The organism is Phytoactinopolyspora alkaliphila, from assembly GCF_010550695.1.
In the GTDB taxonomy this organism is placed as follows: domain Bacteria; phylum Actinomycetota; class Actinomycetes; order Jiangellales; family Jiangellaceae; genus Phytoactinopolyspora; species Phytoactinopolyspora alkaliphila.
The window spans coordinates 657483-676894 of sequence record NZ_JAAGOB010000001.1 but is presented as its reverse complement, the minus strand read 5'-3'; the positions used below and the strand labels follow the sequence as shown (position 1 = coordinate 676894).

At 67.7% G+C, this 19412-nt stretch carries 19 protein-coding genes; 5 read left to right on the top strand and 14 right to left on the bottom strand.

What is annotated here, in order from left to right:
- Positions 1–6 precede the first annotated feature (6 nt).
- The 4 genes from G1H11_RS02975 to G1H11_RS02960 form a co-directional block, all read right to left on the bottom strand.
- Positions 7–1542 (bottom strand): phytoene desaturase family protein, encoded by a 1536-nt coding sequence (locus G1H11_RS02975; protein ID WP_216843386.1) that lies wholly within the window; start codon positions 1540–1542, stop codon positions 7–9.
- A gap of 210 nt (positions 1543–1752) precedes the next feature.
- Positions 1753–2601, bottom strand: coding sequence for a putative RNA methyltransferase (locus G1H11_RS02970; protein ID WP_163815805.1), 849 nt, complete (start codon positions 2599–2601; stop codon positions 1753–1755).
- A 62-nt stretch (positions 2602–2663) separates the two neighbouring features.
- Positions 2664–3476 carry an ABC transporter permease gene (locus tag G1H11_RS02965; RefSeq protein ID WP_163815803.1) on the bottom strand — a complete coding sequence of 271 codons (813 nt, stop codon included), beginning with the start codon at positions 3474–3476 and terminating at the stop codon, positions 2664–2666.
- Complete coding sequence (locus tag G1H11_RS02960; protein WP_216843385.1) at positions 3473–4462, bottom strand: ATP-binding cassette domain-containing protein; 990 nt, start codon at positions 4460–4462, stop codon at positions 3473–3475. The genes G1H11_RS02965 and G1H11_RS02960 overlap by 4 nt, the downstream gene beginning before the upstream one ends.
- 110 nt (positions 4463–4572) lie before the next feature.
- Here G1H11_RS02960 and G1H11_RS02955 point away from each other — a divergent pair, with 110 nt between their 5' ends.
- Positions 4573–5364, top strand: coding sequence for a TetR/AcrR family transcriptional regulator (locus G1H11_RS02955; protein WP_163815801.1), 792 nt, complete (start codon positions 4573–4575; stop codon positions 5362–5364).
- 72 nt (positions 5365–5436) lie between these two features.
- Here G1H11_RS02955 and G1H11_RS02950 read toward each other — a convergent pair whose 3' ends face one another.
- From G1H11_RS02950 to G1H11_RS02930, 5 genes are all read right to left on the bottom strand, one after another.
- Positions 5437–6372: a carbohydrate ABC transporter permease gene (locus G1H11_RS02950; RefSeq protein ID WP_163815799.1), complete on the bottom strand. Its 936-nt coding sequence runs from the start codon at positions 6370–6372 to the stop codon at positions 5437–5439.
- Complete coding sequence (locus tag G1H11_RS02945; protein WP_163815984.1) at positions 6369–7292, bottom strand: ABC transporter permease subunit; 924 nt, start codon at positions 7290–7292, stop codon at positions 6369–6371. The genes G1H11_RS02950 and G1H11_RS02945 overlap by 4 nt, the downstream gene beginning before the upstream one ends.
- Positions 7293–7391: 99 nt before the next feature.
- Positions 7392–8861: an N-acetylglucosamine/diacetylchitobiose ABC transporter substrate-binding protein gene (gene ngcE / locus G1H11_RS02940; protein ID WP_163815797.1), complete on the bottom strand. Its 1470-nt coding sequence runs from the start codon at positions 8859–8861 to the stop codon at positions 7392–7394.
- Between the two features lie 70 nt (positions 8862–8931).
- Positions 8932–9687 (bottom strand): sugar isomerase domain-containing protein, encoded by a 756-nt coding sequence (locus G1H11_RS02935; RefSeq protein WP_216843383.1) that lies wholly within the window; start codon positions 9685–9687, stop codon positions 8932–8934.
- Positions 9684–10598, bottom strand: a complete 915-nt coding sequence (locus tag G1H11_RS02930; RefSeq protein ID WP_343074796.1) for a MurR/RpiR family transcriptional regulator — start codon at positions 10596–10598, stop codon at positions 9684–9686. Before G1H11_RS02930 ends, G1H11_RS02935 begins: the two co-directional genes overlap by 4 nt.
- A 262-nt stretch (positions 10599–10860) precedes the next feature.
- Here G1H11_RS02930 and G1H11_RS02925 point away from each other — a divergent pair, with 262 nt between their 5' ends.
- The gene (locus G1H11_RS02925) at positions 10861–11883 is read left to right on the top strand and encodes a BadF/BadG/BcrA/BcrD ATPase family protein (protein ID WP_163815793.1); all 1023 of its coding nucleotides are present in this window, start codon (positions 10861–10863) and stop codon (positions 11881–11883) included.
- A gap of 47 nt (positions 11884–11930) precedes the next feature.
- Here the strand turns inward: G1H11_RS02925 and G1H11_RS02920 are convergent, their stop codons facing one another.
- The gene (locus G1H11_RS02920; protein WP_163815792.1) at positions 11931–13199 is read right to left on the bottom strand and encodes a serine hydroxymethyltransferase; all 1269 of its coding nucleotides are present in this window, start codon (positions 13197–13199) and stop codon (positions 11931–11933) included.
- A gap of 219 nt (positions 13200–13418) precedes the next feature.
- On the opposite strand from G1H11_RS02920, the gene G1H11_RS02915 reads away from it, so the two are divergent.
- Together G1H11_RS02915 and G1H11_RS02910 are read left to right on the top strand one after the other, a co-directional pair.
- A complete protein-coding gene (locus G1H11_RS02915; RefSeq protein ID WP_163815980.1) occupies positions 13419–14201 on the top strand; it encodes a glycerophosphodiester phosphodiesterase family protein in 783 nt (260 codons plus the stop codon).
- 75 nt (positions 14202–14276) lie between these two features.
- Complete coding sequence (locus G1H11_RS02910) at positions 14277–14690, top strand: hypothetical protein (protein WP_163815790.1); 414 nt, start codon at positions 14277–14279, stop codon at positions 14688–14690.
- Between the two features lie 6 nt (positions 14691–14696).
- On the opposite strand, the gene G1H11_RS02905 is transcribed toward G1H11_RS02910, so the two are convergent.
- Entirely contained in the window at positions 14697–15191 is a 495-nt protein-coding gene (locus tag G1H11_RS02905; protein WP_163815788.1) for a peptide deformylase, read from the bottom strand.
- 278 nt (positions 15192–15469) lie between these two features.
- Between G1H11_RS02905 and G1H11_RS02900 the strand changes: the two genes are divergently transcribed.
- Positions 15470–15859, top strand: coding sequence for an RNA polymerase-binding protein RbpA (locus G1H11_RS02900; RefSeq protein ID WP_163815786.1), 390 nt, complete (start codon positions 15470–15472; stop codon positions 15857–15859).
- Here G1H11_RS02900 and G1H11_RS02895 read toward each other — a convergent pair.
- The 3 genes from G1H11_RS02895 to lnt are packed head-to-tail and all read right to left on the bottom strand — an operon-like array spanning position 15851 to position 18767.
- Positions 15851–16408, bottom strand: coding sequence for an FxsA family protein (locus tag G1H11_RS02895; RefSeq protein ID WP_163815784.1), 558 nt, complete (start codon positions 16406–16408; stop codon positions 15851–15853). The two genes, G1H11_RS02900 and G1H11_RS02895, sit on opposite strands and share 9 nt — an antisense overlap.
- Positions 16405–17190: a glycosyltransferase gene (locus G1H11_RS02890; RefSeq protein ID WP_163815782.1), complete on the bottom strand. Its 786-nt coding sequence runs from the start codon at positions 17188–17190 to the stop codon at positions 16405–16407. Before G1H11_RS02890 ends, G1H11_RS02895 begins: the two co-directional genes overlap by 4 nt.
- An 11-nt stretch (positions 17191–17201) precedes the next feature.
- Positions 17202–18767 carry an apolipoprotein N-acyltransferase gene (gene lnt, locus G1H11_RS02885; protein WP_216843380.1) on the bottom strand — a complete coding sequence of 522 codons (1566 nt, stop codon included), beginning with the start codon at positions 18765–18767 and terminating at the stop codon, positions 17202–17204.
- Positions 18768–19412: the final 645 nt, after the last annotated feature.

Genomic DNA, 19412 nt, shown 5'->3' with positions numbered 1-19412 from the left:
ACCCGGTCATCGCGACAGTACGGCCATGGCGGCGTTGCGCCCCGGGATGCCGCTCACTCCCCCGCCCCGGCGGGCTCCGGCGCCGCAGACCAGCACCCGGGGGTGTCTCGTTTCGACGCCCCATTGGCCCTGCTCATCGTCGTTCTCGGCGAAGGGCCAGCTCAAATCCCGATGGAAGATGTGGCCGCCGGGCAGGCCGACCTCGTGTTCGAGGTCGAGGGGCGTGCGAGTCTCGATGCAGGGCTCGCCGTCGGGCCGAAGGTAGAGGCAGTCTTCGATCGGCTCGGCCAGGACGTCGTTCAGGGAGGCGAGCACAGAACGCGCGGCGATGTCACGTGCCGGCTCGTTACGGCCCCGGAACAGCCGGGCGGGCATATGCAGGCCGAAGACGGTCAGGGTGTGCGCGCCTGCGGCTTGAAGCTCGGGGCTCAAGATCGAGGGGTCGGTGAGCGAGTGACAGTAGATCTCACACGGCGCTGGCCGCGGCACCATGCCGGATTCTGCCTGGGCATACGCGGCCCGCAGCTGTGACATCCGTTCATTGACGTGGAACGTGCCGCTGAAGGCGGCGGCCGGATCGATGCCGTCTCGCAACCGCGGCAGGCGCCGTAGCAGCATGTTCACCTTGAGCTGCGCACCCTCAGGCGCCGGTCCGGGGTCCTCGCCGAGCAGGCGGGCCAGTTCCGCCGGCGCGCACCCGGCCAGCACGTGCCCAGCACCCACGCGGTGCTCGGTGCCGTCGTCACCGGTGAACGTCACCTCTCCGTCGGGGTCCACCGCCGTGACCTCGGCTTCGGTCAGGACCGTCGCGCCCGCCGACGTCGCAGCACGGTGCAGCGCGTCGGTCACCGCGCCCATGCCACCCACAGGGACATCCCAATCGCCAGTCCCGTTGCCCACCAGGTGGTACATAAAACACTTGTTCGCCAGCAGCGACGGGTCGTCGTCGAGATCGGCGAAGGTGCCGATCAACGCATCGGTGAGCACCATCCCACGCACGGTGTCATCGGTGAACGCCTTCGCGACGGTCTCCCCGATCGGGTCCTCGAACAGCATCCTCCAGGCGAGCTCGTCGCCTACCAGGGAGCGGGTGTCCGGCCGTGAACGCAACGGCTGCGTCATGGTGGGAAAGAGCTTGGCCATGGCCGCGCCGATCCGGGCGTAGAAGTCCTTCCAGGCCATGTACTCGCCGTCACCGCCGGTGACAGTGGCGAACGAGGCGGCCGTGCGGGCGTCGTCGTGCGTGTCGACGAGCAGGCCGGTCCGGCCGGAGGGCGTGTACGAGGAATAGCGTCGCCGACGCAACGTGATCGGCAGCCGGAGCTCCTCGATGATCTGCCGCGGAAGCAGAGACACCAGGTACGAGTATCTCGACAGCCGGGCGTCGACGCCGTCGAACACCCGGGCGGAAACAGCGGCGCCCCCGACGTGCTCCTGGCGCTCCAGAACGAGCACGCTGAGCCCCGCCCGTGCCAAGTACGCGGCGCTCGTCAGGCCGTTGTGCCCGCCGCCGACCACGACGACGTCATAGCGACCTTTCACGGGGCACCGTCCCCCTTCCGAAGGATGGCCGCCGCGCAGCGCCGTGAATGCCAGCGTGCTCCACAAGGCCATGATGCCGTACCCCCTGGTGATGAAGACGCATCGTGGGCGCCTCCGGTTCATGGTGATCAGCCTGCTGACCACCGGGGTGGGAGAGCAACCCTGAGACTCGCAGTTCAGGGGAAGGCCAGGGATGTCCCCGAGATCCGCTCAACCCACCTGTGCGCTGTGCCGATACCGCGAGACGAGTACGGACGCGGTGACGTCCAGATGCCCGGTGACGTGGGCGAGCTCCCGCTCCAGTTTCGCCTCGTCCAGGTGGTGCGCGCTCGGTCCCATCCGGATCAGGCGGGCGACGTCGGCGGCATCGAGGCACATCGTGAAGGTCACCTCCTGGCGTTCCTCGGGGGTGAACCAGCCGGCGAGCGAGGCCTCCACTCGCTCATCTTTGCGTTCATCGACGCTGAGCATCCCGAATCGTTCGATCAGCTCCGCGAGATGTCCTGCCATCGGTGTGACGACGACGAGCACCCCACCGGCGCGAAGGACCCGGCTGAACTCATCCGCGTTACGCGGCGCGAAGACGTCCAGGAGCGCCGCGAGTCCGCCGTCCGTGAACGGCAGGCCGTGCCAGGCGTCGGCGCCGACGGCGGCGGAACGTGGATGGGCCCGAGCTGCCCGGCGCAGCGCGTACGGGGACACGTCGGTCGCCACGCCGTACGCCTCTGGACAGCGGTCGAGAAGGCGGCCAAGGTAGAAGCCCGTCCCCGCTCCGATGTCGGCGACGACGTCGAGGGGGCCCACCGCGTCCGCCACCGCGCCGGACACAGCGGTGGCGATCGGGTCGAAATGCCCGGCGCCGAGGAACTCGGCACGGGCCGCCACCATGGGCGCTGTGTCCGCCGTGCCGGTGGGCCGGCGGCCGGTGTGCAGATTGACGTAGCCCTGCCGGGCAACATCGTACGAATGACCTGCGGCACAGCGCAGCGTCCGGTCCGCCATGCGCATGGCGCTCCGGCACACCGGGCAGCTCAGCACCTCGAGCACGGGATCGGGCATCACGAGCACCGATCCTCTCACCTTTGTCCCGGTGGCCTGCTCATGTGGAGTGGGCGTCGCCGTCACACCCGGGTACGGCTGCGGAAGAGGTGGCTGGAGATCGGCACGACCACCAGCAGGATAGCGGCGCACCAGAGCAGGGCGATCCACCAGCTGTTCCCGATGGGCGTGCCCATGAGCAGGCCGCGTACCGTTTCGATGATCGGCGTGATCGGCTGGTGCTCGGCGAATCCGTGTAAGGCCGCGGGCATGGTGTCGGTGGGCACGAAGGCGCTGCTGACATATGGGAGGAAGAGGATGAAGAAGGTGAAGCCGCTCGCCGCGTCCGCCGTCTTGGCGATCAGCCCGAACATCACCGACACCCACGTCATCATCAGGATGAACAGCGCCACCACGGCGATGGCGCCCACCCAGTCGAGCGGGGAGGCGGTGGGCCGGAAACCGATCGCGACGGCTATGCCCAGAACCAGCCCGGTGGCGAACAGATTGCGTGCCATGCTGGCCACGACGTGGCCGAGCACGACGGTCCACGTAGCGATCGGCAGGGAACGGAAGCGGTCGATGATCCCGGTGGTCATGTCGTTGGTGACGCCGACCGCGGTGGTGGCCGCGCCGAAACCGGCACAGAGCAGGATGATGCCCGGCACCACGTAGTTGATGTAGCCCGTGCCTACGTCGATGGCGCCGCCGAACACGTAGACGAAGAGCAGCAACAGCATGATCGGCAGGAACACGCTCATGAACAGCGCGTCGCCGTTACGCAGTGTGTGTCGCATGCCGCGGTCGATCATCACCGCGGCGTCGCTCACCGTCCAGCTGAGCCGGCGGGGTCGTGGCGACGGCCGGTCCACCCGCGTCTGGTCGAGTACGCTCATGCCGCGGTCACTCCTTCATCGGCCTTGTGCTGTGCGGAGCCGTTGTCGTCCTGCACCGAGCCGGTCACACTGAAGAACACGTCGTCCAATGTCGGCCGGGACAGGCTCATGTCGGTGATCTGGACCGGCACATCGTGCAGCGCGTTGAGGCGGCGCCGCACATCGTCGGCGCCCTCCACGGCCAGGCTGACGACGAGCCGTTCATCGTCGACCTGCGCTGACTCCTCGTCGAGCACCGCCAGTGCCGACGTGAGATCGGACGCGCGGGAGAACGAGAGCTCCAGCCGCTCGGTGCCGACCCGCCCCTTCAGCTCGTCGGCGGTTCCCTCCGCGATGATCCGGCCGTCGTCGATCACAGCCACCCGGTCGGCGAGCTGGTCGGCCTCCTCCAGGTACTGCGTGGTGAGAAGGATGGTGGTGCCGCCGGCCAGGAGGTCGGCGATGACGGCCCACATGGCCTGCCGGCTGCGCGGGTCGAGCCCGGTGGTGGGCTCGTCGAGGAAGATGATCGGTGGCACCGCGATCAGGCTCGCGGCCAGGTCCAGGCGCCGCCGCATGCCGCCGGAGTAGGTCTTGACTGCACGCTTGGCCGCATCCATCAGGTCGAACTGCTCGAGCAACTCGGCTGCCCGCCGCTTGGCCTGGGCTTTGCCAAGATGGTAGAGCCTGCCGATCATCACCAGGTTCTCGTAGCCGGTGAGGAGCTCGTCGACGCTCGCGTACTGCCCGGTGAGGCCGATGATGCTGCGCACCTGGTCCGCCTGCCGGTTCACGTCATAGCCGGCGACCATGGCGCGGCCGTCGTCGAACGGCAGCAGCGTGCTCAGGATGCGCACGGTGGTGGTCTTTCCCGCGCCGTTGGGACCGAGCAGGGCGAGCATGGTGCCCTCCTCCACGGTCAGGTTCACGCCCCTGAGCACGCTGGTGCTCTTGAACGACTTGTGCAGGTTGGTGGCCTCGATGACCACGTTCCGCCCTGGACTCACGTCTGCCGCCTATCCGTTAGTGTGCGCCGTAAACTGTATGCGCCGTATAGTTAGGTATAAGCTATACACAGTTCTACGATGGTCGTCAACCCGCAAGGCGAAGGGACCGCATGAGCACCGACCACCTCCCGCCCCAGGAACCAGCCCGCATGCTCGAGCTGCTCTGGGGGACGACGGAACCGCCTACACGTGGACCTAAACCGGGCCTGAGCGTGGCGAAGATCGTCGAGACGGCCGTGCGGATCGCGGACGAGGAGGGCCTTGCCGCGGTATCCATGCGTCGCGTCGCCGAAGAGCTGGGGTTCACGACGATGTCGCTCTACCGGTACGTCTCGAGCAAGGACGACCTTCTGGAACTCATGCAGGATGCCGCCGCGGTCCCGTCGCCGGACATCGATTTCGATGCCGTGCCGGATCATTGGCGCGACGCGGCGAAATGGTGGGCGTCGAACAACCTGGTGATGTTCCGGCGGCACCCGTGGTTCATGGACATCCCGCTGAGTGGACCGCCCATGGGGCCCAATCAGGTGCGCTGGATGGAGCGGTTCCTGCGGGCCTTGGAGCCCACCGGACTGTCGCCCGGCGAGAAGATGGGTATCCTGACCCTGATCAGCACCTATGCGTTGAGCGCCGGCCGGCTTGAGCACTCCCTCACGCAGGCCGCGTCGAAGACCGGCGTCGAGCCCGACGCCTGGGACCCCCTGTACGGTGAGATGCTGGCCAAGGTGATCGACCCGGTCGAGTTCCCGGCGCTCACGGAGGTCCTGCAGAGCGGCATCTTCAGCGGGCCGGCCGACTCCCCTCCCGACGAGATCGCGTTCGGCCTGGAAGTGATCCTCGACGGCGTCGAAGCGCTGATCGCCCGCCGCCGCGGCGAGTCCACCGCCCCGTCTCCCCCATGATCGTCACTGCCTTGACCGTGAAACACACGCCAAGGCAGTGACGATCATGGGACGCGCGGCGGGAGCGTGGATCTACTTCAGCACACCCGCGGTCAGTCCGGCCTGGACCTGGCGCTGGAACAGGATGTAGACGATCAGCACCGGAAGCAGAGCGATCACCAGACCGGCGAACAATGCCGTCCAGTCGGCCCGGAATCCGGTATTGGCCGCCAGCGTGCCCAGCCCTTGGGCCAGCACACGTTTATCGTTCTGCTGCATGATCACCAGCGGCAGGATGTACTGGTTCCAGTGGCCGAGGAAGTTGAACAACGCCAGGCTGATCAGGCCGGGCTTAGCCATCGGCAGCATGACCCGGAAGAAGAGGCTGAAGTGCGAGCAGCCGTCCACGATGCCGGCCTCCGCCACGGACGTCGGCAACGTCCGGAAGAACGCCGTGAGGAAGAAGACCGTGAACGGCATCGAGAACGCCACGTACACCAGGGCCAGGCTGACGTAGCTGTTCAAGCCGAGGAACTGGCCCACCAGCGGGAGATCACCCGTGTTGCGCACGATGAAGAACATCGGCACCAGCGCCAGGAAGACCGGCAGGACCAGGCCACCAAGAAAGGTGTAGTAGATCAGCCGGTTGCCCGGGAAGTCGTAACGGGCGAGGACGTACGCTCCCATGGCGCCGAACAGGATGGTCAGCGGCACCGACATCGAGACCACGATCACGCTGTTCACAAAGTACTGCCCGATGTTCGCCGCAGACCACGCGCGGGCGAAGTTGTCCCACTCGAGCCCCGACGGGAGGCCCATCGGATCGGTTCGGAACTCTCCGTTGGTCTTGAACGACGAGAGAATCGCCCAGAGCAAAGGGAGCGTGGTGATCAGCCCCCACAGCAGCAGGAATCCACCGTTGAGAAGACCGATCGCCTTGGCACCCGCGCCCACGCCGGGCTGGCGCTCGGCCGGCTTCACGGCCTCGGCGTTAGTCGGTCGCTCAGGATCTGTCCGGGTCGCGGTCATGCCAACTCCACCTTCTCCCGGCGCAGGCCGCGCATGAACAGGATCGCTATCGTCATGGTCAAGATCAGCATCAGCACGCCGATGGCGGCTGCATAGCCGAACCGGCTGCTCGCGAAGGCGGCCCGGTAGATCGCCACGCCGAGGACGTCACCGGCGCCATCTACGCCACCGTTGATCCCGAGCATGATGTGCACCACGGCGAAGCCGTCCATGGCCTGGATAGCCATGTAGACCCAGCCCACCTGCACTGTGTCCCAGACCAGAGGGAGGGTGATCTTGCGGAACGTGGTCATCCGATTGGCCCCGTCGAGCAGGGCTGCCTCGTAGATGTCCTTCGGGATCGACTGCATGGCGGCCGAGAACAGCACCACGTAGAACCCGACGAAGCCCCAAGTCATCACGACGACGACGATCCAGATGAGGAAGCGCGGTTCCCCCAGCCAGAGCTGTGTGAGCCCGCCCAGCCCGATCGTGCTCAGCGTCGAGTTCAGGATTCCGCCGGCCGTCTCCGGGGCGAAGACGTACTTGAAGATGATCCCGACGACGACGACGGAGAGCACCATCGGGAAGAAGTACACGACCTTGTAGATCGAGGAACCTCGCACGCCGGTCACGGCGGCGCCTTTGCTGCGCCCCCCGACGTTGAGCATCGAGGCGAAGAACAGGCCCAGGAACAATGTCAGGACGGGCACGACCAGCAGGAGGATGAGGTTGTTGCGTACCGCCGTCCAGATCTGGTCGTCGTTCCACATCCGGACGTAGTTGTCGAACCCGATGAAGTTGTAGCTGGACGTCAGGCCACTCCAGTCGGTGAACGAGATCTGGATCGCCTGGACGTACGGCGAGAGCATGTACAGCAGGTAGAGCCCGACCGGAGGCAGCAGGAAGGCCAGGATGAACGGATATTTGCCGCGGCCCATCGGGCTGCCAGCGCGGGCGCGTTTGGGGCGCGGGCGCCGCACGTCCTTTGACTGCGCGGCGCCCGCGAGACCTGTCTGGGTCATGATCGACCTTTGCTGTTACCGGGACTGCTTGGTGATGGAGTCGTCCTCGCGGATCTCCCGCGCGACATCCTCACACCGCTCGACCCACTCGTCGACGTCCGCGGCACCGCGCAGCAGGGCGCCAGTGGCCTGGTCGATGCCCGGGTTCTCCATGGTGGGATACCACGAGGTGTAGAACCAGTTGATGACGTTCTCACCGGCCGCGTTCAGCGCGGCCTGGGCCGACGACAGCCCAGGGGCGGCGATCTCGACACCCTCGGACGAGCCCAGCACCGAGGTGAAGCTGGTGACCATTTCGGTGAACCCGCGCGCGCCCTCCATGGAGAGCATGGCCCGCATGTACTCCATGCCGCCTCGTGGGTTGTTCGCCTGGGCCGGCACGAAATAGGGCTCGCCCGCCGTGGCCCGGATGGTTTCCAGAGGCATGACCGCGTCGTCGGAAAGCAGCGGCTCGGGCATCATGGCCAGCTCGAACGTCTCATCCTCGGCGATCGCGTCGGCTTCCTCGTTCTCGATCCACGAGCCCGATGGGCAGAAGACCGCCTCGCCACGTGCCCACAGGCCCTGGGCGTCGCGGAACTCCATGCCCTCCACACCTTCGAGGTAGTAGCCCTTCTGCCCCAGGTCCCACAACGCGTGTGCGGATTCCCGGATGGCCTCGTGGCCCCAGGCGCCCTCTTCGAGGTTGTCGATGGCGACCAGAATCTCCGGCCCGGCCAGCTTGGTGGCCATGGTCAGCAGCGGCCAGTTCATATACCGGGGCGCGGTGACACCCTGGTAGACCCACGGGGCGATGCCGTGATCGGCGATGTCCGCGCACACGTCGAGCATCTCCGCCCAGGTGGTGGGAACGGGCCAGCCGTTCTCGTCCATGAGCGTCTTGTTGTACCAGATACCGAAGACGGTGAAGGCATAGTTGAGCACATAGGGCGTTCCGTCTCGGGTGCCCATCTCGATCGCGCCGGGCACCAGTGTGTCCCGTACCGGCACGCTCGGGTCATCCCAGCTCGGCGCGTCGAAAAGCTCGGTCAGGTCATGCACCAGGCCGTCCGAGATGAGCTGGCTGGTGTCCATCTGCCCGTCGCCGGAGTTGTTGACGAAGTCCGGCGGCTCGTTCGCCGCAAACCGCGCCTGAAGCTCACCAGCGATGTCGACGGCGGCGTGGTGGTTGATCTCGATGTCCGGCCACCTCTCGCTGAAGATCGGCTGATGGATGTCGGTGGCGTAGCCGTCGCCGAATCCTCCGTCGAAGATGTAGATCTCCACCGGCTGGTCGGTGGGCACGCCCAGCGGGTTGTCCTCGCTGACCTCGCCCTGCGGCTCCTCGGCGGCGGCGTCGTCATCGTCGTCGCCACCACCGGTGGCGCAGGATGCCAGGAAAGCGCTCCCCGGACCGACGACGGCGCCGCCGATGGCGAGCTGCTGGAGGAAGCGGCGACGCGTGGACAGCGCCGACTGCGGTGTGCGGGTGGTTCTGTGTGTCATGTCGTTCTCCCTGATGTGAGGTCCGGACCGTATGTGGCCGGCCGGGACGCGGACGTTGGCGTGCTCAAGATCAGCCTCCGCGCCGGATCCGGCCCTCGTAGCGTTTGAGCAACGCGTCGTTGTGGCTGTCTCCGCCGGGCACGTTCGCGGAGAGGTAGACGGGAGGTTCTTCCCCGGCATCGAGGAGCCGGCGTACCACCTCCGCCGTAAGAAACTGCGCCAGGAGCGCGGACGTGATAGTGGATACCGCGCAGACCGCGCCGCCGCCTGGTAGGGGCAACGCGGCGTCACCGAAGGGTCCGCCGTTATCGAGGACGACGTCGGCCAGTTCGGACAGCTTCGCTCCGGACGGATGACGGGACTCCACCTGGCCGCTGTGATCCAGAGACGTGATGGCGATCAGTGGGTGGCCGTTCTCCTTCGCCACGCTCGCCAGCCCCACGATGCTGCCGTTGATACCGGAGTTGGAGATGATCACGAAGACGTCCGAGGGGTCGGTCGGCGTGGCGTCGTACAGCCGCTGGGCCAGCCCGGGATCGCGCTCGAGGTGAGGGTCCGCGAGGATGGAGGGGGACTCGCCGTTCTCCAGCACCAGGTCGCGCAGCGCTATCCGGTTCGCCGGGATGAGTCCGCCGGCCCGACCCGCGATCTCCATCGCGACGGCCTGCGAGTGACCGGTTCCGAACACCTGGATCACGCCGCCGCGACCGATTCCTTCAACCATGAGATCGGCCGCGCGAGCGACGTTCTCCAACTGGGTGCTGGCCACCCGGTCGATCGCCTCCTGGGCCTTGACCAGGTAGGCCCCGGCGCTGATGTCGTTCACTGGTTCGCGTTCCCCACTTTCTTGACGCGCGGTCCCTTGCGGTGGCCGCTGACCGCGTCAGCGGTCACCTTCAGTGCCGCGATGGTTTGCTCGTGGCGGCGTTGTGCCACCGCAACGTACACCAGGTCGAGCACCACGATCTGCGGAAGTCTCGAAGCCATCGGCGCGGGCCGGAACGTGGTCTCGTGCGTGGCGGTGGTGAGGAGGATGTCTGCGACCTCCGCCAGAGGCGCATCCGGCACATTGGTCACGGCCACTGTGGTGGCACCACTGCTGGCGGCGACCGAGAGCATCTCCAGCGTTTCCCGGGTGGCGCCCGAATGTGAGACGCCGATGGCGACGTCGCCCGGCTTGAGGAGAACGGCGCTGGTCAGCCCGGAGTGCACATCACCCCACGACCACGTCGGCACACCGATGCGGTGGAGGCCCAGCTGCATCTTGCCGGCCACCAGTGCACTGCCGCCCATGCCGTAGAGCTCCACCCGGCGAGCTTGGTCGATGGCTTCGGCCGCACGGGCCACGGCGTCGAGGTCCAGCTGCGCGACCGTCTCCTGGATGGCGCGGATCTCGGCCGTCGCGACCAGGCTGGCCACCCGGTCCAGGGAGTCCGTCGGCCGGATCTCCCGGCCGATGTCGATCTCCCACCCGGCGACGGACGACGAGCGGCCGGTTTCCTCGGCCATCGCCAGGCGGAGGTCCGCGTAACCCGGAAGTCCGAGGGCCCGGCAGAACCGGGTGACCGTCGCGGGCGAGGTTCCGCTGCGTTCCGCTGTCTCCAGGATGGTGGATCGCGCTACCGTTGCGGGTGCGGACAATACCTGCTCCCCTACCCGCTGCAAAGCGGTCGGCAGGTTCGGGAGCATGGAGCGGGTGCGTGCCAGGACGGCGTCGCCAGTCAACCGCACGGCGATCTCGCCGTCGTCACTGGCCCCGTCCTCGAGAGGAGGGGGAAACACCTGCTCAGTCACCTCGAGCTCCCCTTCTCCGCGCTGGTACGCACAACCGTCGGCCGCCTTACGCGACGCGGGCACGCGCAACTGATCGCAAGTTTCACGAACACCTGGATGCTGTAGTGTTCTGAAAACTATTTCTGGCATGCTTCGCATGTCAAGGCTTTCTGCCAGCGTTGCCAAAGCGTGACCGTCCGGTTGGTCAGCATCGAAGGAGGGGTCTGTGCCCACGGAGACCTTGGTTCTGGGACTCGACATCGGCGGAACGTCCACGCGCGCGCTTGTGATCGACACCGTTGGGCGGCGAATAGCGTCGGCACGCGGTCCCGGAGCCAACCTCACGTCGCATGGCGCCGAGGTAGCTCTCGCGGCCATCTCCAGCACAGTCACCGAGACTCTCGCCGGAGTGGAGGACGCAGGCGCGGTGCGCCATGCCGTCGTCGGGACGGCAGGGGCGGCGAACCTCCTGGTTCCGTCGGTGGCGGCCGAGTTCCGGCGGATGTGGCACGACACCGGCCTGATGTGCCCGTACGACGTCGTCTCCGATGCCCGGGTCGCGTACGTGGCCGGCACCGCCGAGCCGGCCGGCACCCTCCTGCTGTGCGGGACCGGAGCCTTGGCTGCGCGCTTCGAGGACCGGCGCCGCACCCACACCGTGGACGGGCACGGCTGGCTGCTCGGAGACACCGGCTCCGGATTCTGGCTCGGCCGGGAGGCTGCGCGCGTGACGCTCGCGGCGCTCGATCAGACTCAGCCGCCCGGCCCTCTCGCCCGAGCCGTGTTCAGCCGGTTACTGCCGGACGAGCCCGACCCCTGGAAGGGCGGACCCGCCACCACGCCCACCGCCCGGCAACTGCGGGAGGTGGCGTCCCGCCTGGTGCTGGCCGTACACAGCCGGGCACCGGTGACCCTGGCGGAGCTCGCTCCCCTGGTCAGCGCTGAGGTCCACAGCGATCCGCAAGCCCAGCGGCTGGTCACGGACGCCGCTGAGCATGTGCTGCGAGCAGCCGCCGCCGTGCGTGCGGAGGGCGACGCCACGCCGATCGTCTTCGCCGGGTCACTGCTGACGTCGCCGACACCGTTGCGGCGGGTTCTTGAACCCAGGTTGAACGCACACTGGCCGCATGCTCGCATTTCCGCCGCGACCGACGGCGCGGCTGGCGCGGCCTGGCTCGCCGCCGCTCATCTACTCGGTCCGGACAGTTCCGAGAGCGCCGAGCTGCATGCCCGCCTGCTCGACCAGTGATGTGAGGGGGCGAAGGGCCGGGACCCCGGCCCTTCGCCCCTACACCCTCAGCGATCCAGACCAGGCACCGGGAACCGCGCGGTCAGCTCACTGACCTCGCCGTGGACCTGCGCGACCGCCTTCTCGGCGGTGTCTTCGCCGGCGGCCAGAGCCGTGACGACCTCGTCCATCCAGCGCGCGACCTCGCGCATCTCACCTTCACGCATGCCCCGGCTGGTCAGCGCGGCGGTGCCGATGCGCAGGCCGGACGGGTCGAACGGCTTGCGGGGGTCGTAGGGAACGGTGTTGTAGTTGGTTTCCAGTCCGGCCCGGTCCAGCAGCTTCGCGGCCGGCTTGCCAGCCACGCCCTTGGAGGTCAGGTCGATGAGGACGAGGTGGTTGTCCGTTCCGCCGGAGGACAGCTGGAACCCGCGGGCCAGCAGCTCGTCGGCGAGCGCGGCGGCGTTGGCCACGATCTGCTGGGCGTACGCCGCGAACTCTGGGGTGGCAGCCTCGCGCAGGGCGACGGCGATGCCCGCCGTGGTGTGATTGTGCGGACCGCCCTGCAGGCCGGGGAAGACAGCCTTGTCGATCGCCTTGGCGTACTCCTCATTGGCGAGGATCATGGCACCTCGCGGCCCGCGCAGTGTCTTGTGCGTCGTCGTTGTGACGATATCGGCGTGACCCACCGGAGACGGGTGCGCGCCACCGGCGACGAGGCCGGCGATGTGGGCGATGTCCGCCGCGAGCACCGCCTCGACCTCGCGAGCGATCTCGGCGAACGCCGGGAAGTCGATCACGCGTGGGATCGCGGTGCCACCGCAGAAGATCAGCTTCGGCCGCTCGCGCAAGGCGATCTCGCGTACCTCGTCCATGTCGACCCGGCCGGTCTCCCGCCCGACGCCGTAGTGCACGGCGTTGAACCACGTGCCGGTGGCCGAGACGGACCAGCCGTGGGTGAGATGCCCGCCCATCGGCAGCGACATGCCCATCACGGTGTCGCCGGGCTTGACGGTGGCCAGGTAGACCGCCAGATTGGCTGGAGATCCCGAGTACGGCTGGACGTTGGCGTGCGGCGTGCCGAAGAGGCTCTTGGCCCGCTCAACGGCGCGTGTCTCGATCTGGTCGATCACCTGCTGGCCCTCATAATACCGGCGGCCTGGATAGCCCTCGGAGTACTTGTTGGTCAACACCGTCCCGCTGGCTTCCAGGACAGCCGCTGACACGTAGTTCTCCGAGGCGATCAGCTTCAGCGTGTCCCGCTGCCGCCGTTCCTCGGCGTCGATCAGTTCCGCGATCTCGGGGTCGACCGGGCGAAGTGCGTTGGTGGGGGTCATGGCGCGTGGCCACATCCTTTCCTGCTCAGCAATCGTCCCGGAGTCCCCAGGCGCGCGGTGACTCCGCTGTCAGCTCCCTCGTGGTCAGTTCCACCTCGGCCGGTGGGCGTGAAGCGGCCGAATACGCCAGTCGCCACGAACTCACCTTAGCGGCAACGCTCGTCCCATCGACACCCCGCACGTGACGGGATGCGGACTACGCTGGCCTTCGTGGCCACGATGCGTCCGCAACCTCCACACCCGTACTTCGACCACCCGGGGCCGCTGGCGCTCGCCCACCGTGGCTTCTCGCCCGACGGGCTGGAGAACAGCATGCGGGCGTTCGAGTCGGCAGTGCGGATGGGCTACCAGTACGTCGAGACCGACGTGCACGCCACCTCTGACGACGTCGTCGTCGCCTTTCACGACAGCACGCTGGACCGGGTGACTGACCGAACCGGTGCCATAGGCCAGTTGCCCTGGTCGGCGGTGCGGAAGGCACGGATCGGCGGCGTCGAACCGGTGCCGTCCCTCGAGGACCTGCTCGGCACCTGGCCGGATCTCAGGGTGAACATCGATGTCAAGACGCCCTCGGCCGTCGGGCCGACGGCGCGGGCCATCGAGCGCACGGCCGCACACGACCGGGTGTGTATCGCCTCGTTCTCCGACGCCCGGCGCCGCGACGTCGTCATGAGACTGTCGAAGTCTGTGGCGACCTCGGGCGGGCGCGCTCTGGTCTCCGGTTTCTACTTCGCTTCGCGGTCCGGGCTCGCCTCCCGGGCGCGCAGCTGGCTCCGGGACGTGCATTGCCTTCAACTGCCCGAGCGTATGGGCCGGTTGCGCGTGGTGACGCGACGCCTGGTGGCGGATGCGCACGCCGCGGACCGGCAGGTGCACGTCTGGACCATCAACGACACCGCCGAGATGCATCGCCTGTTGGATCTCGGCGTGGACGGGATCGTGACCGATCGCGCCGATCTTTTGCGCGAGGTGCTGACAGCGCGGGGCCGGTGGCCTGCCTGAACGTCAGGCCGTTATCACATGGCGGCTGTGGACAACCAGGTGAGATCCACAGGCATGCCCGTTCAGCATCGGGTCATGACACAGGACCTGTATCTGCCGGCTGTCGACGACGTCCGGGCGCATCTGGCCGACCTCCGGTCGGACCTTGAGTTTCCGCCGGGCACCTTGTACATCGTGGTCGGCGACTTCCACGGTTTCGCCGGTATCGCCGTCTTCATCGACAATGTCCCTCCCGACCAGCCGGACCGCGATCGGGGGCGGTTGCTCTCCACGTCGTTGCGCACGCTCGCCGACGTGACACCGGTCCACGGCGCGCTTCTCGCCGTCCGGGTCGACGGGCGGCCCGTGGCAGACTCTCTCGGCTCCTCGTGGCGCGACGCCTTCGCGGCGGCGATGCGAGCCCTCGGCGCTGACAACTACGGCGTCTACCTGGTGGGTGATCAACAGATCGGCCGTGTCGGCGGCCCTACGTGCTCGGCTACCGAGTGACGCCGCTCAGTCGCCGAACCAGGCGCTGCGGCGGATCTGCTTCATGGCCCCACGCCGGATGTCTGCCTCGAGGCGCTGAATGTAGACGATCCCGTTCAGGTGGTCCACCTCGTGCTGGAGGCAGCGGGCGAGCTCCCCCTCACCCTCGACGCGTACCGGCTCGCCGTCGGCGTTCATCCCCTCCACCGCGGCATACGCACTGCGCCGGGTGAAGAACCACAGCCCGGGCACCGACAGGCAGCCCTCGTCGCCGGCCTGGTCCCCGGTGGTCTCCACGAGCTCCGGGTTGAAGACCACGCCGCGCTGGCCGTCGACCCCATAGGAGAACGCCCGCGCGGAGATCCCGATCTGCGGCGCTGCCACGCCAGCCCGGCCGGGCCGGTCGAGAGTGTCCAGCAGGTCCTGCGCCAGCGTGTGACTGAACTCGCCGAAATCCGTCACCTCGGCGGCCACCGTGCGCAAGACCGGATCTCCGTAGAGCCTGATGTCGCGGACTGTCAACGTCAACTCCTGTTCTCTGTGCATGCGTAGGCGCGGTCGGGCCGCCTCTTTGGACCATCCGTTTCCCGGTCGTGATCACTCGCGCCGCGCTACCATAGGCGCTCGGCGAGCGTACTGGGCGGGTCGCATCTGGGTATGGGAGTGAGAGACGTCACGTGCCCCGGTTCGCAATGTCGCGACAGTTCCGGAACACTGGCGTAGCTCCATCCGTTCTCTTGATGCAGTACCGGTACACGACGAATATCCAGGGGTGTTACCAGCCCCGGAAGGGTTCTCACATGTCTGAGCGTTCCACCCTACGTGGCTCCCGCCTCGGCGCCCGGAGCTACGAGGACGAGCGCGGCGTCGAGTTCGCCGAACGGCAGGTGATCGCCTATAGCTGCACACTCGGTCACCGATTCGAGGTGACCTTTTCCACCGAGGCCGAGGTGCCCGCACTGTGGGATTGCCCCCGATGCGGCGCTGAGGCACTTCGGCAGGCCGGAGAACGGCCTGAAGAGAAGCCGCTGAAGCCTGCCCGTACGCACTGGGACATGCTCCTCGAACGCCGCTCGATCGATGAACTGGAAGCGCTGCTCGACGAGCGCCTGGAATTGCTGCGAGCCGGCCTGCTTCCCGGCACGGCCCACCTCGCGGCCAGCTCCCGCGATCGCAAGAAGTCAGCCTGACGTATCGTCCCGCCGAGGCGGATCGTTCGTCTCGGCGTCGCCGACCACCTCGCCCTCGATGACATCCGGCCCGGCCGACCGGTAGCCGGAGCGCCGAGGGCCAGCCACAGGAAACGTGCGCAGGGCCGCCGCCGCGAGGCGGCGGCCCGCTTTCTTGCGCACCGGCGGTGTCATCAACAGCAGAGCTATCGCGTCGCTGACAAACCCGGGAAGCAATAGCACCGTCCCAGCTAGCAGAGTGACGCCCGCGTCGGCGATCCGCTCTTCCCGCGCCTGTCCGGTGGTGATGCCGGTCTGGTCCTGAGCGTGCCCGTCCCCGCCCAGGCCGACGTCGCTCGCGGCGGCCCGGAGCGAGCGCCATGCCCGGAACCCGGCCCGCCGCATGAGCCACAGGCCTGCCAGGCTGGAGCCGATCATCAGCAGGATGGCCCACCCCAGGCCAATCCATTGAGCGACCAGGACGAAGACGACGATCTCCACGACGGCGGCGAGAAACGGCGCGAACGCGCTCAGCCGACGGCGTCGCCGGTAGACCTGCTGGTCATTCATATGCTGCTCCCCCGCATCACGGAAGTGACCATTCCGCGGAGCTGGCGCGCCCGGTGCTCGATTCCCCAGCGAGTGACCCGTGTGAGGGCCTCGCGCACGATATCCGTTCCCATCTTCGATTCTCCTTGCCGGCGCTCCACGAACGTGATCGGGACTTCCCGCACCCGCAGGCCGGCTCGGATTGTTCGCCAGGCCAGATCGATCTGAAAACAGTAGCCCTGCGACGCGACGGTGCCAAGATCGATGGCGCGCAATGTCCCCGCCCGAAAGACGCGGAAACCACCGGTGGAGTCGTGCAACTGGATCCCGAGAACGATCCGGGTGTACACATTGCCCGCCTTGGACAGGAACTCACGCCTTTTGGGCCAGTTCACTACGCTACCACCAGGTACGTACCTGGAACCCAGCACGAGATCGGCGTCGTCCAGCGCCTCGAGAAGCTGTGGCAGTTCCTCCGGCTGGTGAGATCCGTCGGCATCCATCTCGGCGACCGCTTCGTAGCCGTGGGCCAGGGCCCACCCGAACCCGGCGACGTACGCGGCACCCAAACCTTGCTTGGCCTCACGGTGCATGACATGGACGCGGTCCTCCCGCTGCGCCATCTCGTCCGCGATCTGGCCGGTACCGTCCGGGGAGCCGTCGTCGACCACCAGCACGTGCACCGCGGGGACAGCGACGAGCAGGCGCTCGACCGTTTCCCGGATGGTCAGAGCCTCGTTGTACGTGGGAATGACGACGGCAGCGCGCCCGGCGGCCCCGCCTGTGCCGGCTTGCTGTCCCACGGCAGCGCGCCTCACACGCCTGCAGGCACGGCCGCGGGCTGTTCATCCGGATCCGCGGCGGCAGGCCGACGCCGGCCGACGGCGAACGCGGCCCCCAGGGCCCCCAGGCCCACCGCCACGAGCACCCATTCCGGCGCGGGCCCGACGATCGTCGCCACCGTGCTCGCGTCGGACAGCGGAACCTCCGCCACCAGCACATCCTGTGTGAAGAGTTCCGTTCGCTGCTGCACCGCGCCGTCGGGGCCGATGACCGCGCTGACGCCCGACAGGGCCGAAACCACCACAGTGCGGCCGTGTTCCACGGCACGCATGCGGGACATGGCCAAGTGCTGCTCCGTCATAGGTGAGTCGCCGAAGGTGGCGTTGTTCGTCTGAACCGCGAGCATCTGCCCGCCCTCCGCGACGGCGTCGCGAACCACCTCGTCGACGCCCACCTCGAAACAGATGGCGAGGCCGATCAGGGCGTCGTCGGTCTCGAAGACGCCGACCTCGTCACCCCCGAGATGATCCCGGGGCTGCCTGTTGACGGCATCGGTCACCAGTTCGGCGAGCCCACGCAGGGGGATGAACTCGCCGAACGGCATCGGGCGCCGTTTGACATACGTGGCTCCGGGTCCCGTCTCGGGGTCCCACAGGATCGATGTGTTTCTCACATTGCGCTCGTCCTCGGTCGGCACGATGGCACTGACCATGACGGGCACACCGATGTCGGACACCGCGCGATCGATGTCGGCGTAGGTGCGCTCGTCGCCGAACGGGTTGATGTCCGACGAGTTCTCGGGCCAGATCACCAGATCAGGAGCCGGCACTGCGCCGGTCTCCACGTCGCGGGCGAGCCGTTGCGTGGTCTCGACGTGGTTGGCGGTCACCACCCTGGCTCGTGCGTTGAAGTCCAGGCCGAGGGCCGGCACGTTGCCCTGGATCGAGGCGACCGTGATGGTCGGCCCGTCGGCCGCCGGAGGCGACACCAGAAGCCCGGCGCCGGTGACCGCAGTGGCGGTGACGGCGGCGACCACCCTGGTCCGCATATTCGTACTGACGACCAGCCACGCGAGCAGGCCGCCCACGAGAGCCACCGCGAACGAGACGAGTGGCGTGCCGCCCAGGGCGGCCAGGCCGGTGAACGGCCCGTCGGCTTGCGAGAACGCGAGCTTTCCCCACGTCAGACCGCCCCAGGGCACCCTGCCACGCAATGCTTCGGCGCCGACCCATACTGCGGCCGCCCACACCGGCCAGGCCGGCAGTCTCTGCACCAGGGTGAAGCCGATCGCCAGCGGCACGAAGAACGCCGACTGGAGAACGGCGAGCGCGATCCACGGTATGGGCCCGACCTCCAGGCCGGTCCAGTACATCAGCGGAAGAAACAGCCCCATACCGACGAGGAAGCCGTAGAGGCCGGACCATTTCAGCGGCTGGCCGCGAACCACCAGCACCGCGGCCCCGGATGCCAGGGGGGCGGTGAACCACAGGTCGAACGGAGGGAAGGCAAGGACCAGGACCAGTCCGATCACCACGGCGCCGACCGCCCGCAGCAGAACCTGACCGGCGTCGCCGTGATTGCGCGGCCTCTGACTCACCCACATACTCCATCCACCAACGCGCTGGTTCCACGTCGGCGACGCGACGTGAGCCCGCGAGATTCGTTACCAGGTGACAGTACAACGTGTCGGCCACGCGCGAGGTGCCCAGGCTCGTGAGCCGAACGTGCGGCGGCGGGAAATCCTTACCAGGAATACGCGCCAGGGACGTGGCCCGGCTACCCTTCGGACCGAACCACGATGCCGCCGGCTGCGGCTCGCGGCCCGTTGTCTACTGGGTAGGCCGGGCCCGACCTGGTCTCACCCCGTGCCGCCACGGAAGACGTGCGGGCGCAGACAGCACAAGCGCAGACCTGGCTGCGGAGGCGACTCACGGCGTTGCCGTACACCCCTCGGCCCCGGTTGAAATGCCTGCCCGGGACGTCTCCCCGTAACGGTTCGTCCGTTGGTGGACTTCCTGTGACTCTGCTCCAGCACGCCGCACATGTCAACCACACGGCGAGCTGCGAGGATACCCTATCGACGCAGGTCACTCGGGCTCCGATCGGCTGAAGTCGATCATGAAAATAATCTTGTCGCCCGGCGTGTCGGGTGATCTCACCCGTTCGCCACGTGCTAGCTCCGCCACATTTGGGTCATCTCGCAGTCACGGACCTTGTTGTCATGGCGGCGCCCTCCCACGCC

Coding starts and splice junctions, on each gene's coding strand:
- G1H11_RS02970 (WP_163815805.1), bottom strand. CDS start 2,601: ATGCCCGATCCCGTGCTCGAGGTGCTGAGCTGCCCGGTGTGCCGGAGC.
- G1H11_RS02965 (WP_163815803.1), bottom strand. CDS start 3,476: ATGAGCGTACTCGACCAGACGCGGGTGGACCGGCCGTCGCCACGACCC.
- G1H11_RS02955 (WP_163815801.1), top strand. CDS start 4,573: ATGAGCACCGACCACCTCCCGCCCCAGGAACCAGCCCGCATGCTCGAG.
- G1H11_RS02950 (WP_163815799.1), bottom strand. CDS start 6,372: ATGACCGCGACCCGGACAGATCCTGAGCGACCGACTAACGCCGAGGCC.
- G1H11_RS02945 (WP_163815984.1), bottom strand. CDS start 7,292: ATGGGCCGCGGCAAATATCCGTTCATCCTGGCCTTCCTGCTGCCTCCG.
- ngcE (WP_163815797.1), bottom strand. CDS start 8,861: ATGACACACAGAACCACCCGCACACCGCAGTCGGCGCTGTCCACGCGT.
- G1H11_RS02920 (WP_163815792.1), bottom strand. CDS start 13,199: ATGACCCCCACCAACGCACTTCGCCCGGTCGACCCCGAGATCGCGGAA.
- G1H11_RS02915 (WP_163815980.1), top strand. CDS start 13,419: ATGCGTCCGCAACCTCCACACCCGTACTTCGACCACCCGGGGCCGCTG.
- G1H11_RS02910 (WP_163815790.1), top strand. CDS start 14,277: ATGACACAGGACCTGTATCTGCCGGCTGTCGACGACGTCCGGGCGCAT.
- G1H11_RS02900 (WP_163815786.1), top strand. CDS start 15,470: ATGTCTGAGCGTTCCACCCTACGTGGCTCCCGCCTCGGCGCCCGGAGC.
- G1H11_RS02895 (WP_163815784.1), bottom strand. CDS start 16,408: ATGAATGACCAGCAGGTCTACCGGCGACGCCGTCGGCTGAGCGCGTTC.